Source organism: Enterococcus caccae ATCC BAA-1240, assembly GCF_000407145.1.
GTDB lineage: Bacteria > Bacillota > Bacilli > Lactobacillales > Enterococcaceae > Enterococcus_L > Enterococcus_L caccae.
Genome location: NZ_KE136473.1, coordinates 223,198 through 239,373, shown reverse-complemented (window position 1 = coordinate 239,373; position 16,176 = coordinate 223,198). Strand labels below are relative to the sequence as shown.

The following is a 16,176-nucleotide window of genomic DNA, read 5'->3' as shown; positions in this document are numbered from 1 at the left end:
TGAGGTCTTTTTTTTATTTTAAATTGGTTAAAGATTTATTCAAAAATTGTTTATAAGGGACTTTGTTCCCTAGATAATAAGTGACGACTACTTGAATTGGGAAAAAGATAATATTTTTCACGATTCTAGGCGCCCACCAAGCCAAGTTGGAGATATTTACGCCATACATTAGTCCTAACCATAGGGGGGTTAAAAACATATGAATAATCAACGTAACAGATAGCGTTGCAAAGATTACTCGTTGCCAAGTTAACTCCTTTTTGTAATAGAAGAACCCGTAAATCGCTCCTGAAATAAATGCATTCAAGGTAAAACCAGGAAAATATGGTCCTTTTGGAAATAACAGCATACCAACCGTATCAGCTACTGCACTACCAATCCCTGTCCAGAATGGACCAAAAAGAATCCCCATTAACGACTCTGGAATAAAGGTTAGACTAATTCGTAAAAATTGGGTTTCAAACGAAATAAATCGTGTGAAAACCACCATCAACGCAATCAATAAACTCATCAGCGTAATGGTACGTGTATCAATGTTTCTTTTTTTCATTTCTAGCATCTCCTCTAAGAGCTGCTACACAAAATATGCAGCGAATGCGAAAACAAAACCGCGAATATAGAAAAGTGGAACGAACTGGTTATCTCTTTTGAAAATTAGGAAAGTAGCATTGAAACGTTCTTTGTTTCACTGATACTTTATCTATTTTCCTCAAAGACTGCTTCATGTAGCTATACCACTATTCTTATATATTCTTCGTCCGAAAGGCAACATCCCATCCTTTCAGCACTTAACGCTTTATTTCCTACTCTGTTTTATTTAGGCCTAAGCCTAAGTGAAATATAGCATATTCCTTACCTTGCTGCAACAAACTTTAATAAAAACAATCAAAACGACAGCGGTTTATTCTCTGTTTTATGAACCACATTTCTAAAGTCCGCAAAACCAGCCTGTAAACCTCTTAGTAAGATCTCTGCAGTCCCAATATTCGTAGCCAAAGGAATCTCATAAACATCACTCAAACGAATCAATGCTGTTACATCTGGTTCATGAGGTTGTGCAGCTAAAGGGTCTCGTAAAAAAATCACCATATCTAATTTATCCTCTGAAATCATCGCTCCGATTTGCTGATCACCACCTAATGGTCCCGATTTAAATCGATGTACTGATAATCCTGTAGCTTCTGATATTTTCAATCCTGTTGTTCCTGTGGCAAATAGCTCGTGTTCTTTTAATATTGGTTGGTATGCCAATGTCAGTTTAACCATTAAGTCTTTTTTGCGATCGTGTGCTATTAATGCAATCTTCATCATTACTCCCCCAATTCAATTCTTTTCCCCATTATAACAAAGTCTTCCATCTTAAAGTTAAAGGAATGATCGAACGTTTGTCACTTTGACGAAAAAGCAGTTTTTTTCTTGTGCAACCTTCCGTTGAAGATGTATAGCGCTTTCATTTATACTATGGATATATTAAAAAGAAAAGAGTGACGATAATGGTAGAAATGGCGTTAAAACATATCTATAAAAAATATGACAATGCAGAAAATTATTCTGTTACAGACTTTAATTTAGAAATTGCAGATCGCGAATTTATCGTTTTTGTTGGTCCATCAGGTTGTGGTAAATCTACAACACTTCGTATGATTGCTGGTCTGGAAGATATTACTGAAGGCGAACTTTCGATTGGTGACAAAGTGATGAATGACGTTGCACCAAAAGATCGTGATATCGCCATGGTGTTCCAAAACTATGCTCTATACCCTCATATGACTGTTTTTGATAATATGGCATTTGGATTGAAACTACGTAAATATGACAAAGCAGAAATCAAAAAACGTGTAGAAAATGCTGGTGAAATTTTGGGTTTAACAGAATATCTACATCGTAAACCAGCGGCCTTATCAGGTGGACAACGCCAACGTGTCGCATTAGGTCGAGCAATTGTTCGAGATGCAAAAGTTTTCTTGATGGATGAGCCGTTATCTAACTTAGATGCAAAATTACGTGTGGCAATGCGTGCTGAAATTGCTAAATTACATCGTCGTTTAGAAACAACTACAGTTTATGTTACCCATGACCAAACAGAAGCCATGACAATGGCCGATCGAATCGTCATCATGAAAGATGGTTTTATACAACAAATTGGTTCACCTAAAGAAGTCTACAATATGCCAAATAATGTCTTTGTTGCTGGATTTATCGGATCTCCTGCTATGAACTTTTTCAATGTTACGTTAAACAATGGTATCATCCGTGATGGGCATGGTTTAGAATTAAAAATTCCTGAAGGCAAAAATAAATTATTAGTTGAAAAAGGCTACGAAGGAAAATCAATTATCTTTGGAATTAGACCAGAAGATATTCATAGTGAACAAGTAGCTTTGGATACAATGAATGATGCAGTCGTTCGTTCTGAGGTTGTTGTTTCTGAATTACTAGGTGCTGAAACAATGCTTTATACAAGATTAGGTGATACTGAGTTTATTTCAAAAGTAGATGCTCGAGATTTTCATGAACCTGAAGAAATGGTTGACTTAGCCTTTAATATCAGTAAAGCACATTTCTTCGATCCAAAATCTGAACAAGTCATCAAATTACCTTAAACAATAAAAAATGAGCAGCAGATATTTGTCTGCTGCTCATTTTTTATTGTTGTGCTTCAATTTCTTGGGGAAGATTATTCACTTTTACTTGTTCCAATTTTTTAGCCTGGCTAAATACTGGAATATCAAATTGTTTACTTAATGCATTCGCCACAAAATAGGCAATGTTGTAATCGATCAAACTATGAATCAGTCCGCCAATGCCCATCAATAAAAAGATCGAGTGCATGTATCCTTGTGCATAGTACGTCTCTGGCATATTTCCCATCGTATAAAAAACACTTACTACAGCTAATTCTGCAGCAGAATGTATTAAGCCAATTCCAAAATTAAATAGTTGAAAACGACCATTAAACAAAACAAGTTTATTCTTCGTTAAAACAATCGTCGGATGTTTCTGTAAATAAAATGCCCCTATCAATGCAAAAAGTAAATGAGAAAGTGCTCTTATCGCAATGATCGGCGTAGCTGAAAGAAAGAAACCAAAACCAGTACCTAAACTAACAGCAACCGCTATTCCTGGTGAAAAAAACATTGCTAAAAATAATGGCACATGGCTGGCTAAAGTAAAAGAAGCTGGTCCTATCACAATTCTTGGCATAACCATAGGAATAATAATCCCCATTGCTACTAACAATGCTGCAATCGTTAAATGTCTAACTGAATTTTTTTTCATATTCTCCTCCGATGTGTCTTGACATATCTAACATTGTTTATTTTACGAGAAAAAAACAGATGTGTCAAGACACATAAGAGATTTATTTCAATCTAAAAATGTGGCTAAGTCATAACTCTACGAGTCACATCCTAGCCACAAGAAATCCGAATAAACGGTGGGAGCAAAAACAACGCCTTCAGAGTTAAACACTTCTTCCCAACCTCAGTACTTATTCTTTTTTACTTTCTCAACTTAGAACAAACCAATAATCTTCCCATCAGAATCCACATCGATTTTTTCATAAGCTGCTTTTTTCGGCAGCCCAGGCATCGTCATCACAGTGCCTGTATATGCCACTATAAAACCTGCTCCAGCTGATATTTTGATATTACTGATTGTTATCGTAAAATCAGTTGGTCTTCCTAATTTAGTTTGATCGTCTGAAAATGAATACTGTGTTTTCGCCATACAAATTGGCAAGTTGCCAAAACCAAGTTTTTCTAGTTTAGCAATTTCTCTTTCGGCAATCGGCTCATAACGAACAGCATTTCCACCATAAATTTTTTCTACGATTGCTTGAATCTTCTCTTTGATTGACAATTCATCTGAATACGTAAATGAAAAATTATTTTCTTGATCAGCTAAACGAACAACCTCTCTCGCCAACTCTTCTCCACCAGCGCCACCATGCTCCCACACATCCGATAAAACCACATTGACATTTCGTTTTTGACACTCTTCTTTTACAAGATTCAATTCCGCTTCAGTATCTGTTGGAAATTTATTGATTGCAACAACCGTAGGTAATCCAAAAACAGTTGTTGTATTTTCGATGTGTTTTAAAAGATTCGGCAACCCTTCTTTAAGGGCACTTACATTTTCAATGCCTAGTTGATCTTTCGACACGCCGCCATGCATTTTCAAAGCACGAACAGTTGCCACTACGACAACTGCCGAAGGACGAATTCCAGATTTTCGACATTTGATATCGATGAACTTCTCCGCGCCTAAATCAGCACCAAAACCACCTTCAGTCACAACATATTCCGCTAGCTTTCTAGCAGTATTCGTTGCTATTACACTGTTACACCCATGAGCAATATTTGCAAATGGGCCCCCGTGGATCAAAGCAGGATTGTTTTCTAACGTTTGAACCAGGTTAGGTTTGATCGCCTCTTTTAGTAAAGCAGTCATTGCGCCTTGAGCATTCAATTCTCTCGCTGTGACAGGGTGATTATCATAGGTATAGCCGACTATGATATTGGCTAGATTTTCTTTTAGATCTTCGATATCATTTGATAAACATAAAATGGCCATGATTTCTGATGCAACAGTGATTTCAAAACCATCTTCTCTAGGAACACCATTGACACGAGCACCTAAACCATCGACCACATGTCTCAATTGTCGATCGTTCATATCCACTACTCTTTTCCAAGTGATTCGACGATTATCGATCCCTAATTCATTTCCTTGAAAGATATGATTATCAATAATGGCTGCTAATAAGTTATTCGCCGCACCGATGGCATGAAAATCACCAGTAAAATGGAGATTGATATCTTCCATTGGCACAACTTGAGCATATCCGCCACCTGCTGCTCCTCCTTTAATCCCGAAAACAGGTCCTAAAGAAGGCTCTCTTAAAGCTATGATCGCATCTTGTCCAATTCGATTTAACCCATCACCTAAACCAACAACGGTTGTTGTTTTCCCTTCACCAGCTGGTGTTGGTGTGATTGCCGTCACTAGAATGACTTTCCCTTTTTTATCAGCTTTAATTTTGTTTACATCAATTTTTGCTTTATATTTTCCGTATAATTCAAATTGTTCTTCATTCAATCCAATTTTTTCTGCTACTTTAGTAACCGGCAGCATCGTTGCTTCTTGTGCAATTTCAATATCTGATTTAACCACTTTTTCCCCTCCGTTTTACTATGTTTTTCATACTATCAGTCTTTTTTCAACCAAGATATCGCTGTATCTGCATATACTTTTGCGCCTTCAATTAAGACGGATTCATCAAAAACAATAGCTGGATTATGAAGATTGATATTTTCTTCTGACGCTACTAACAGGACGGTTGTCGTTGGAATCAGCTGACTGATTTCTCCAAAATCCTCACTGCCCATCAGCGGAGTTGATGTTGGAATTGCAACGATTCGTTCAGTTCCGAAAGTATCAATTAATGATTTTTTTGCAAATGCTGTCAAGTCTGGATCGTTCACATTCGTGGTACAACCGTTAGTGAAAATCACTTCTGCTTCTGCCCGAAAAGCTTTGGCAATGTTTTCTGCCATTACAATCATTCGTTCTTTGACTTGTGTACGAACATCTTCTTTCAAGGTTCGTAAAGTTCCTTTCATTACGGTTGTTTCTGGAATAATATTTGACGCCCCAGGAGTCCCTCCTGTAAACTCACCGATGGTTAAAACAAAACGTTCTTCTGAGCCAATCTCTCTTGCAGAAAGTTCTTGTAAAGCAGTGTAAATATGAACTGCTACATTGATTGGGTCAATCGATGTTTCCGGTTGCGAGCCATGACCACCTCGTCCTTTGATATTAATCTCAAACCAATCTGCGCTGGCCATAAAAGTTCCTTCTGGTGTTGGTATAATTTGACCTGCTTTAAATCCTTTAAATGGAAATACATGGATCATCATACCAGCATCTACTTTGGGATTTTCTAAGACCTGATGTTCAATACAATCTTTAGAACCGGAAAGAATCTCCTCTCCAGGTTGGAACAACAATTTTACTTGTCCAGTTAGGTCATCTTCAAATTCTTTCAAAATCTTAGCAGCCCCAAGCAACATCGTAGTATGCATATCATGACCGCAAGCATGCATATATCCATTTTCAGATTTAAATGGTAAGTCCGTTAATTCCCTGATGGGCAAAGCATCCATGTCTCCACGTAATAGGAATGTTTTACCGCTTTTTTTTCCCGCTAACACTGTAATGCCAGACTCTCCACAAGCTTTCGGTTCATAACCATATTCTGTTAATTTTTCTTTTACAAAAGCGACAGTTTTTGGCAATTCCATCCCAATTTCCGGGTGCTGGTGCAAGTGTCTTCTAATTTGAATCAGTTCTGCTTCTAAACCATTGGCAAAGCTTTTTTGTTTTTCTGTCAGCATTTATTTTTCTCCTTTTCTTTTAAAGCTAAGTGACTTTTGACTGCTCTTTATCGGTCAATTGACTGTTGTAGTGGCTCAACTTCCCAACGATACAACCAAAGCGAATGAATTAAAATCTTCTTTACTATATAGTACCAAATATTTCAGAATATTTGCTAAATTTCTGTTATTTTTTAGGAATTGTGTGAATCCCAAGTCCCAGAAGATTTTCGTAAGCTTCGCCTACCCCTTCATTATACGTTGGATGAGGATGAACGATTGAAGTCACTTCATGAATCGACAAGCCATTCACGATTGCTGTTGTAAATTCACTAATCATATCCGTTGCACGGTCGCACATTAATTGAGCACCAATAATTTTCCCACTTTCAGATTCAGCAATAACTTTGATAAATCCTAATGTGGTACCAGCAATCATGGTTTTTCCATTACCCGCCATGTTATACTTGCCGATTTTAACTGGTATATCTAACTCTTTCGCCTTGGCTTCTGTCATACCAATAGAAGCAATCTCTGGTGTTGTATAGACACAAGATGGAATTATCTCTAAATTGTATTCTATTGGTTGTTGATTCATTTTTAAAATAGCATTTACCCCTTGAGCAGAAGCTAAATGCGCTAATTGTGTTCCTTGGCTAGCTACATCACCAATTGCATAAATACCTTTAACAGATGTTTCAAAGTTCTCATCTACCCAAATTGTTTGGTCTTCTATTTTGATAGCCAGTTCAGAGGTAAATAACCCTTCAAAATTTGCTTTTCGCCCCGTCGCAATCAAAACAGCATCACCAGTTATAACATTCTCTTTACCATTAGAAGTGTAGGTGCATGTTAACTGCTGTTCTTCGGAAATGTTGGTAACGATTGATTTCGTTGCTATTTTGATTCCTTGTTTTTTTAAAGTCATGGCTAATTTTTTGGCGATTTCTTTGTCAAAATTGGGAAGTAGTGTATCGGCCGTTTCAATGATTGTTACAGCGCAACCCAATGCATTAAAAATCGTCGCAAATTCCACACCAATCACACCACCACCGATAATAATCAAACTTTCATAGTTCTTCGCTTCAGTTAAAATCTCGTTGCTTGTCACAACACCTTGTAAATCACTACCAGGAATTGGTGGTAGCGCTGGTTTTGAACCTGTTGCAATCATGATTTTTTTTGTTTCATATATCGTGCCAGCTATTTCGATGACTCCTGGCTTGATAATTTTAGCCGCTCCAAAAATTAGTTCAATATTATTTGCTTTGACCAATCCTTCGATGCCTTGTACTAGATTACCAACAACTTTATTTTTCTTTTCATAGACCTCTTCCATGTTTATTTGAAGTTCCTTAATATGGATCCCTTCAGTACTCGCATTCTTTATTTTGCGAACCGTCTCCGCTGAATGCAGTAACGCTTTCGTCGGAATACAACCACGATTTAAACAAGTACCACCAACACGATTCCCTTCAACCAAGGCCACTCTCATCCCCAATTGAGCTGCTTTGATTGCAGCAACATAGCCTCCAGGACCTGCACCAATAACGATTAAATCATAACGCATACCTTTCCTCCTTTCTTTAAAAGCTGAACAGAATGTCTAGTTCCCCAGCAAATTAGGAAATCAACTTAAAGTCGCTTTTTGACTTTCAGATGATTTGTCTATTTGTTGAGGGAACTGTTCTGTGACGCTAGATAACTTTAAAAGCTGAACAGGCTCGTTCAGTCTCGACAAGAAAATAGGAAAATATAAGAATGGCGCTCCTTGCCAGAAGTATATTTTATCTTTTTCTCGAGAGACTAGCCTGTCAAGCTAGCTAACTTAAAAGTAGAGCTAGCTCATGAAGTTAGACAATTACACTAGTCAAATAGCACCCTTACTTAGCTATCACTATCACCAAAATCATATCGAACAATTGGCTTTCTAGCCGCCCTTACTTCATCCACTCGATGGATTTGAGCATGTAGTGGATACTCATGAAAGACTTCTGGATTTTTATATGCTTCATCATAAAGTTTGCGATAGACTGCAATCGCATCATCCAATCTTTCTTTTGATTCGGTTTCCGGAGGTTCGACCATTAAAGCTTCTGGCACTGTTAACGGGAAGTACATTGTCGGTGGATACATGTGATGATCCAAAATTCCTTTAGCCATGTCTAATGCTGTCACACCAGTTTCTTTTTTTAATTTATCTAAACTGATAACAAATTCGTGCATACATGTTTCGCCATATGGCACTTCAAAAATATCTTTTAGTTCATGAAGCATATAATTCGCATTCAATACAGCACTTTTAGATGCTGATGAAATCCCTTCTGATCCTAAAAATAGAATATACGTCAATGCTCTCAAAAATACTGAAAATTGACCATAAAATCCTTTGACCATACCAATCGAGTATTCAGGCTCTGTAAATGAAATTTCTGTCCCTTCTTTTACTGGATAATAATTAGGTAAAAATGGTTTTAATAACGTTTTACAGCCTACAGCACCTGATCCAGGCCCACCACCACCATGAGGCGTAGAGAATGTTTTGTGTAAGTTCAAATGAATAATATCAAAGCCCATATCTCCTGGACGAGCAACACCCATAATGGCATTTAGATTGGCTCCATCATAATAATTCAATCCACCAGCATCATGAACGATTTTTGTAATTTCTAAAATATTTTTATCGAAAATACCTGCTGTATTTGGGTTGGTCAACATCAAACCTGCGGTGTCCTCTCCAACCGCTTCTTTTAAGGCTTCAATATCTACGCAACCGTATTTATCGGATGGAATATTAACGGTAATCATACCGGTCATTGCCACACTTGCAGGATTTGTTCCATGAGCTGAGTCAGGCACAATAATCTTATTTCGTTGTGGCTGACCATTTTTTTCATGGTAAGCTTTGATCATTAGTAAGCTTGTAAATTCACCATGCGCGCCTGCTGCCGGTTGAAACGTAATCGCATTCATCCCTGTAATCTCTTTTAATAAACTTTCAGCCATAGTAAACACTTCAAGAGAACCTTGAACTGTATGCTGCGGTTGAAGTGGATGGATGTTAGCAAACGCTGGATAAGCCGCCATTTCATCATTGATTTTCGGATTGTATTTCATTGTACAAGAACCTAATGGATAAAAACCGTCATTGATTCCAAAGGTTGCATTCGCCAATTCAGTATAATGTCTACTGATTTCTGGTTGAGGAAGTGTTGGTAAATGTAGCTCTTTTTGACGCTTCATTGCTTCTGGAAGTGCAGTGGTCGGTACATCGCAGGGCGAAATCATATCATTGTAGTATCCGTCTACGCTACGTTCAAAAATCAATTTCATTGTTCACACGCCTCCTTCACCAAAGCCACGACTTCATCGATTTGCTCTTTCGTATTCATTTCTGTCACACACCATAACAACCCTTCATCTGTAGGATAGCCACCCAAAATGTCGTGTTCTTCCAATTTTGTTAACACGACGTCAATTGAAACAGGGAAACTTGTAACAAATTCATGGAAAAAAGGACTTTGATTGTTTCGTTTTACCCCACTGATTTGAGTTAGTTGATCCGCTAAATAATGAGCTTTACTATAACATTGCTCAGCAACCTCCTGAATGCCGCGTGGACCCATTGTACTCATATAAACTGCATTAGTTAACGCACACAGGGCTTGATTTGAACAAATATTCGATGCCGCTTTTTCTCTGCGAATATGCTGTTCTCGGGCTTGCAAGGTTAAAACAAATGCTCGCTCACCTGCTTCATCCACTGTTTCTCCTGCAATACGACCAGGTAATTTCCGCATCATTTTTTCTTTTGTGGCAATAAAGCCAATATATGGTCCACCAAAAGCTAGTGGTAAGCCAAATGGTTGTGAGTCACCGACTGCAATATCCGCATTGACTTCCCCTGCAGTTTTCAGTATTGTGCTCGCAACAGGATTGACACTCATAATAAATTTGGCTTTTGCAGCATGGACCATTTCTGCTATCGCTTCAACTGGTTCGATTCCACCATAGTAGTTTGGTTGCTGAACAATAAAACATGCGCTCGTATCATCCAGTTTTTCTTGCAATACCGATACATCGGTCAACCCATCTTTCTCTGGAATCATCACAAATTCGATTTCTCTTGAGCTAAAATAAGTCAAGGCTGTTTGGATCGTCATTGGATTTGTCGTTTCTGAAATCAAGACTTTCAGCCGTTTTTTCTCTAAACACATATTAATAGCTTCTGCCGCAGCTGTTGGTCCATCATAAACCGACGCATTTGTCGCGTCCATTCCAGTAATTTCACAAATCATGGTTTGATATTCAAAAATCGACTGTAATAACCCTTGACTAATTTCAGGCTGATACGGTGTATAAGATGTCATAAATTCTTCTTTTGCCGAAATTTGTTTAACGATAGCGGGAATATAATGATTATACGCACCAGCACCACGAAAAATACTTGAAAAGACTTTATTTTTCTTCCCCATATTTTCCACGATGCGACGCACTTCGAATTCTGACTTTCCAGCTGGAATATCAAGTGTTTCTACGATCATGTCTTTAGGAAGAGAACGATAGAGGTCGCTCATATCCGTTAAGCCGATTGTTTTCAGCATGTCTTGCTGTTGCTTTTCTGTTGATCCAAGATAATTACCCATTCATTATGCCTCCTCAGATTCTTCACAGAATGTTTTATATTCTTCAGCACTTAATAAATCCTCGATTTCTTCGACTCCCTCCACTTCAATCAACCATGAATCTAATGGTGCAGAATTAATTAACTCTGGGCTGTCCATCAACTCTTCATTGATTGCAATTACTGTTCCTGTAAGTGGAGAATACGCTTCTGAAACAGCTTTAACAGATTCAATATCTGCAAATGATTCACCTTTCGTTACATCATCTCCTTCATCTGGTAAATCGATAAAAACAATATCTCCCAACTGATCTTGTGCGTAATCAGAAAGACCAATTTTTACTTTATCCTCATCAAAAAGTACCCACTCATGTGATTTTGAAAACTTCAATTCTTCTGCCTTTGCCATATTAACCGACTCCTTCTTTTCTAATTATTTTTTTACAAATGGTATTGCAACAACTTCAGCTGTGAGATTCTTGCCTCTAACTTCAACTTCTATTGATGAACCGATTTCTACAATCCCTTTTTTAACTAATGCCATTGCGCATGCTTTATTGATAAACGGGCACATAGTGCCTGAAGTGGTTTGACCAATTTTATTTCCCTTAAAATAAACATTTGCTCCTTCACGAACAATACCTCGGTCCGTTAATTGTAGTCCAATCCGAGTGATCTTAGGTTCACCTTTATCAAGGATTGCCTGTTTACCAATAAAATCTTCTTTTTTCATCTTAACTGCAAAACTTAGATCTGTTTCAAGCGGAGTGATTTCTTCCGTCATTTCATGACCATAAAGTGGCATTCCTGCTTCTAAACGTAAAGTGTCACGCGCTCCTAAACCACACGGTATGATGCCGTATGCTTGACCTGTTTCTAATAACAGATTCCACAATTTAAGCCCGTCTTCAGGTTTACAGTACAATTCGTACCCAAACTCTCCTGTATAGCCTGTTCGTGATAAAAGGCACGTCACACCGCCAACATCGGCGTGTTCAGTAAAGCTATAATACTTTTTGGGTATCTCTTCTTCTTTCGTTAATTTTCCAATAATTTCTTTCGCAAATGCCCCTTGCAATGCGATTTGAACAAATTGATCCGATTGGTCTGAAAATTCGACTTCACCAAATAAGTGCTTTTTCATCCATGCAACATCTTTTGCACGATTCGCCGCATTGACGACTAATAAATATTTTTCATCACTACATTTATAAACGAGTAGATCATCGATCACACCGCCGTTTTTATTACACATCAAGGTATATCTCACACGACCTATTTCTAAATTACTAAAATCATTTGTTAATAAATACTGCAAATTCGCTAAAGCATCTTTTCCCTCGTAAACGACCTCTCCCATATGGGAAACATCAAATAATCCTACTTGGTTGCGAACAGCTAAATGCTCTTTGATCACGCCGCTATCTTTATACTGAACAGGCAGTGTATATCCAGCAAATGAAACCATTTTCCCGCCAGCTTCAAGATGTGCGTCATATAAAGGTGTTTTCAAATCCATCTTTTCTACTCCTTTGCTTCTTCATATTTTTTTGTAATTGATATATGGCACCTCCAAGCCAAAATGACTATATAAAAACAGAGGAACAGGCATCTTAAAGAAATGCCTGTTCCTCTGTACAAAACCTGAGAGATTCGTCTTCATCTGAAGAGTTGCTCCTTCGGTGCATCCGCTTTCCAGAGTGATGTCCAATTACGGTCCTTTTACCTGAGATCTTCATGTTCAATGATTTGCGCCACTGATCATTTATTCCTTCGGTGCTATGACTAGTCTCTCCCGTAACTTTCTTCCATCTAACTTAAATTATGTTTACCCTTACCCTTTTTTTAGCATTGTATGATATTGTTGCTCCATTTTTAATTCAAAATATTGCGGTACAGAGCTATCTAGTATGCCAGCATTTAAAGATAAAGTTTGGATCGTACGATTTTCATACAAATGAATGTACATTTGTTTTTCTTTGCAGTCATATGCACTGGTATATTGGGTATACTGTACATCTGTATCTGAACTGACTTTCACAACACCTTTTGGAATATCAAAACTATCTAAAATATGAAAAATTTGTTCTATTGCCTGTTCATCCTCAACTTTTTCAGAAAAATGCTTCAAATATGCGGCTCGAACAAATCGAGATTGTGGAGTAAAATCCCCTGGAATTCCTCGTAAGCCAGAACCTTTCCCATTTGAAATCACATGAAGATCATTCATCTGAATATCAGGTGCTATTGTATCACTTAGTCCAACATAATTTTGCAGGTTGGTCAAATGCCAATCAAACTTAGGGCTGTTCGTAAAAACACCGACAGGATTATCATAAATTTCATATCCGCCATCGATGGAAGGTTCAACTACAACAGAGGCACCAGATTCATCCTGAAACACATAATGTTGCGGAATTCCCGCCGGATTGTCAACAATTGCTATTGCAGTGTCTTGATTTACCCGCTCTTTCAATTCTTCGACAGAAGCATAGTTTGTTAACGCATAGGTCACAAATTCAGCACCTGCTAATGGTAATTTTCCCATTGCACGAATTTTTTCTGCTTCGATATACCGATTATAATGCCCAAAGTAAAAAGAACCGCCCATCAATCCTTTCTCGTTCACTCCATCTACTAATAATGGCTGACCGGAAATTGAGACACCCATCGCAGCATAACGTGTTAAGAAGTGGTCTAACGAAACAGTTAGATCATAATTTCTTGGAATAATTGCAGCATCATACTCCAATAATAAATTAAATTCCTGTGTTCTCCCCCAATAACTATTCCCCTTGATTGATTGAATTGTAATTCCTGTACACATTTTCTCACACCCTTCTCATTTTTTCAAAATTCTGAACTACGATCATTCACTTTTTTTCACTAATAACGTAATTCCTCCAGCAACAATAAACGAAATTCCAATAAATAAGAATGAGCTAAAGAAAGCACCATTAGACAGTTGAATCAGTGCACCAATAATCGTCGGCGCAACAAATCCACCTGAAACACCGATTGCATTGATCGTTGCGTACTTTGCAGACACTTCATCTGTTGGAAATATTTTTAATGGAATACTCATCAATGTAGCAAAAGCTAAGCTCGCAAATGCCACAGCACAAGTTAATGCCACCATACTCATGACGAATGTTCCAACAACTGAAACTAAAATAGCAAAGATTCCTCCACCAATAGTAGCTATAAAAATCACATTTTTTTCTTTACCAACGAAGTATTTATTCACTACAACACCACCCAACATAGCGGCAATCATCGTGAAAAAGCCAATAATAGCTGCTACATATGCCGTTTGAGTTAGAACAAGACCATGGGCTTCGACTAGATAAGTTGCCATCCACCCATTTAGACCATATATTGCAGCGTTGATAAAGAATGCTGCAAAAATCAAAATCCAAACATTTCGATCTTTTAGTACATCTCGAAATGAAATAACTTTTTTATTTTTTAACTGTTCTTTCACTCCACCAAATTCTTTAGGGATCACAAAATACATTAAAACGGCGACCAAAAGGACTGCTGCCCCTAAAAAATAATAAGTCTTATGCCAACCAATCTGTAATAAAAGGGGGGCAATCAATAACGGTCCTACGATTGCAGCAAAACCTGAAGAAGCAATCATTGTTGATTGTGCTGGTCCCCGTTTCTCTATTGGCAATTCTTGTGAAATAAAGGTACTCACAGAAGACGGATACCCAGAATGAGCCACAGCTCCTGTCATAAATCGAATCAAAATCAAATATAATAAAGAAAAGCCGAAGCCAAATAAAAATAGAAAAATTCCTACGAGAAAAACTGAAGTAATCATCATTTTTCTTGTCCCAATCTTACTAGATAAGTAGCCAAATGGAATTTGAAAAATCGTATAGCCTAGAAAAAAAGCACTTAGTATCAAACCTTTTTGCTGTGGATCAAAGCCTAAATCATTTGCAATCGTCACCAGTGACATCCCAATTGTCGTCTTATCAACATAAATACAAGTGTATCCCAGAAAAATAGCTACTAACATCCACGTAACATTTCTTGTCTTATTATTTTCCATAGTTTCACTCCTAACAACAGAAAGCGCTTTCTAAATATAATTATGCTTGATATTTAAAAAAAGTCAATATCTCAATCCAATTATTTTACATAAAGTCAAAAGAAAATGATTTCCTCTTCTCTTTATAAAAAAGTTTGTTACATTATTTTGTATAAAAAAGGAGATTGAAAAAAATTAAACAATTTTTCTCAATCCACTTTTTTAACGATTTTTTTCTAAAGTATTACTTAAACGCCCAAACTCGATTAATGACAACGTTTCTCCACGACGTGAAGGTTCAATCTCAGCTTCTGTCAAACTTTTAGTCAACCAGGCTTTGGTTTCCTCATCTTTACCGTAAAAATGAATCAAATTATTCCACAATGTTTTACGGCGCAACTGGAAGGATGCTTTTGTCAGTTTGAAGAATTCTTTTTCATTCGTAACTTCAACTGCTGGTTTATCACGTTTTGTTAATTTGATGATTGCTGAATCAACATTTGGTTGCGGGATAAACACAGTTTTCGGCACAATAAACGCGATGCTTGCTTCCATAAAATACTGAACAGCAATCGATAATGAGCCGTAAGCTTTGGTTCCAGGTTTTGCCGAGATTCGGTCTGCGACTTCTTTTTGCATCATAACGATCATTTCTTCCACCGCTAAATCCGATTCTAAAAAGTGCATCATGATAGGCGTTGTAATATAGTAAGGCAAATTAGCAACTACTTTGATAGGAAGTTCTTCTTTAAAGACCTCTTTTGTCGTACCAACTAGATCTGCTTTTAGCACATCATTATGAACAACTGTGACGTTTGGATAGGGACTCATTGTATCTTCTAAAACAGGAATCAAGCGATCATCGATTTCAAACGCTAAAACTTGTGCAGCATTTTTGGCTAGCTGTTCTGTTAAAGCACCTATACCAGGTCCGACTTCCACCACATTGGTATGCGTATCGATTCCTGCTGTCTCAACGATTTTCCTTAAGATATTCGGTTCTGTTAAAAAGTTTTGTCCTAAACTTTTTTTGAATGAAAAGCCGTGTTGCTTCAAAATTTCTTTGGTTCTTGAAGGGGTGGCTATTTCTTTATATTCTGTCAAATTGATTCCTCCGATTTTTCACTAGG

14 protein-coding genes and 2 riboswitches are annotated in these 16,176 nt (G+C 37.5%); of the genes, 1 reads left to right on the top strand and 13 read right to left on the bottom strand.

Going from position 1 to position 16,176, the window contains the following annotated elements; genetic code table 11:
* Positions 1 to 13: 13 nt before the first annotated feature.
* Entirely contained in the window at positions 14 to 550 is a 537-nt protein-coding gene (locus I580_RS06625) for a folate family ECF transporter S component (RefSeq protein ID WP_010771185.1), read from the bottom strand.
* 164 nt (positions 551 to 714) lie between these two features.
* A riboswitch (THF riboswitch) is annotated at positions 715 to 813 on the bottom strand.
* 72 nt (positions 814 to 885) lie between these two features.
* Entirely contained in the window at positions 886 to 1,308 is a 423-nt protein-coding gene (gene mgsA, locus I580_RS06620; RefSeq protein WP_010771184.1) for a methylglyoxal synthase, read from the bottom strand.
* A 185-nt stretch (positions 1,309 to 1,493) separates the two neighbouring features.
* Between mgsA and I580_RS06615 the strand changes: the two genes are divergently transcribed.
* On the top strand, positions 1,494 to 2,603 hold the full coding sequence (locus I580_RS06615) for an ABC transporter ATP-binding protein (protein WP_010771183.1): 1,110 nt from the start codon (positions 1,494 to 1,496) through the stop codon (positions 2,601 to 2,603).
* Positions 2,604 to 2,646: 43 nt separating this feature from the next.
* Here the strand turns inward: I580_RS06615 and I580_RS06610 are convergent, their stop codons facing one another.
* The 11 genes from I580_RS06610 to rsmA form a co-directional block, all read right to left on the bottom strand.
* The gene (locus I580_RS06610; RefSeq protein ID WP_010771182.1) at positions 2,647 to 3,279 is read right to left on the bottom strand and encodes a hypothetical protein; all 633 of its coding nucleotides are present in this window, start codon (positions 3,277 to 3,279) and stop codon (positions 2,647 to 2,649) included.
* Between the two features lie 234 nt (positions 3,280 to 3,513).
* Entirely contained in the window at positions 3,514 to 5,178 is a 1,665-nt protein-coding gene (locus I580_RS06605) for a formate--tetrahydrofolate ligase (protein ID WP_010771181.1), read from the bottom strand.
* A gap of 35 nt (positions 5,179 to 5,213) precedes the next feature.
* Positions 5,214 to 6,401, bottom strand: coding sequence for a M20 metallopeptidase family protein (locus tag I580_RS06600; protein WP_010771180.1), 1,188 nt, complete (start codon positions 6,399 to 6,401; stop codon positions 5,214 to 5,216).
* 166 nt (positions 6,402 to 6,567) lie between these two features.
* A complete protein-coding gene (gene lpdA, locus I580_RS06595; RefSeq protein WP_010771179.1) occupies positions 6,568 to 7,950 on the bottom strand; it encodes a dihydrolipoyl dehydrogenase in 1,383 nt (460 codons plus the stop codon).
* Positions 7,951 to 8,267: 317 nt separating this feature from the next.
* Positions 8,268 to 9,713, bottom strand: coding sequence for an aminomethyl-transferring glycine dehydrogenase subunit GcvPB (gcvPB, locus tag I580_RS06590; RefSeq protein WP_010771178.1), 1,446 nt, complete (start codon positions 9,711 to 9,713; stop codon positions 8,268 to 8,270).
* Positions 9,710 to 11,026: an aminomethyl-transferring glycine dehydrogenase subunit GcvPA gene (gene gcvPA / locus I580_RS06585; protein ID WP_010771177.1), complete on the bottom strand. Its 1,317-nt coding sequence runs from the start codon at positions 11,024 to 11,026 to the stop codon at positions 9,710 to 9,712. The genes gcvPB and gcvPA overlap by 4 nt, the downstream gene beginning before the upstream one ends.
* Positions 11,027 to 11,029: 3 nt before the next feature.
* Positions 11,030 to 11,413: a glycine cleavage system protein GcvH gene (gene gcvH, locus I580_RS06580; RefSeq protein ID WP_010771176.1), complete on the bottom strand. Its 384-nt coding sequence runs from the start codon at positions 11,411 to 11,413 to the stop codon at positions 11,030 to 11,032.
* A 24-nt stretch (positions 11,414 to 11,437) separates the two neighbouring features.
* Positions 11,438 to 12,523: a glycine cleavage system aminomethyltransferase GcvT gene (gene gcvT / locus I580_RS06575; RefSeq protein ID WP_010771175.1), complete on the bottom strand. Its 1,086-nt coding sequence runs from the start codon at positions 12,521 to 12,523 to the stop codon at positions 11,438 to 11,440.
* Positions 12,524 to 12,708: 185 nt separating this feature from the next.
* Positions 12,709 to 12,812: riboswitch (glycine riboswitch) on the bottom strand.
* 26 nt (positions 12,813 to 12,838) lie between these two features.
* Entirely contained in the window at positions 12,839 to 13,831 is a 993-nt protein-coding gene (locus tag I580_RS06570) for a choloylglycine hydrolase family protein (protein WP_010771174.1), read from the bottom strand.
* A 42-nt stretch (positions 13,832 to 13,873) separates the two neighbouring features.
* Entirely contained in the window at positions 13,874 to 15,067 is a 1,194-nt protein-coding gene (locus tag I580_RS06565; RefSeq protein WP_010771173.1) for an MFS transporter, read from the bottom strand.
* 201 nt (positions 15,068 to 15,268) lie between these two features.
* Complete coding sequence (gene rsmA, locus I580_RS06560) at positions 15,269 to 16,150, bottom strand: 16S rRNA (adenine(1518)-N(6)/adenine(1519)-N(6))-dimethyltransferase RsmA (RefSeq protein WP_010771172.1); 882 nt, start codon at positions 16,148 to 16,150, stop codon at positions 15,269 to 15,271.
* Positions 16,151 to 16,176 lie beyond the last annotated feature (26 nt).

Bases quoted from the DNA above. Each gene is read 5' to 3' on its own strand.
- I580_RS06625 (WP_010771185.1), bottom strand. From the start codon at position 550: ATGAAAAAAAGAAACATTGATACACGTACCATTACGCTGATGAGTTTA.
- mgsA (WP_010771184.1), bottom strand. From the start codon at position 1,308: ATGAAGATTGCATTAATAGCACACGATCGCAAAAAAGACTTAATGGTT.
- I580_RS06615 (WP_010771183.1), top strand. From the start codon at position 1,494: ATGGTAGAAATGGCGTTAAAACATATCTATAAAAAATATGACAATGCA.
- I580_RS06610 (WP_010771182.1), bottom strand. From the start codon at position 3,279: ATGAAAAAAAATTCAGTTAGACATTTAACGATTGCAGCATTGTTAGTA.
- I580_RS06600 (WP_010771180.1), bottom strand. From the start codon at position 6,401: ATGCTGACAGAAAAACAAAAAAGCTTTGCCAATGGTTTAGAAGCAGAA.
- lpdA (WP_010771179.1), bottom strand. From the start codon at position 7,950: ATGCGTTATGATTTAATCGTTATTGGTGCAGGTCCTGGAGGCTATGTT.
- gcvPB (WP_010771178.1), bottom strand. From the start codon at position 9,713: ATGAAATTGATTTTTGAACGTAGCGTAGACGGATACTACAATGATATG.
- gcvPA (WP_010771177.1), bottom strand. From the start codon at position 11,026: ATGGGTAATTATCTTGGATCAACAGAAAAGCAACAGCAAGACATGCTG.
- gcvH (WP_010771176.1), bottom strand. From the start codon at position 11,413: ATGGCAAAGGCAGAAGAATTGAAGTTTTCAAAATCACATGAGTGGGTA.
- gcvT (WP_010771175.1), bottom strand. From the start codon at position 12,523: ATGGATTTGAAAACACCTTTATATGACGCACATCTTGAAGCTGGCGGG.
- I580_RS06570 (WP_010771174.1), bottom strand. From the start codon at position 13,831: ATGTGTACAGGAATTACAATTCAATCAATCAAGGGGAATAGTTATTGG.
- I580_RS06565 (WP_010771173.1), bottom strand. From the start codon at position 15,067: ATGGAAAATAATAAGACAAGAAATGTTACGTGGATGTTAGTAGCTATT.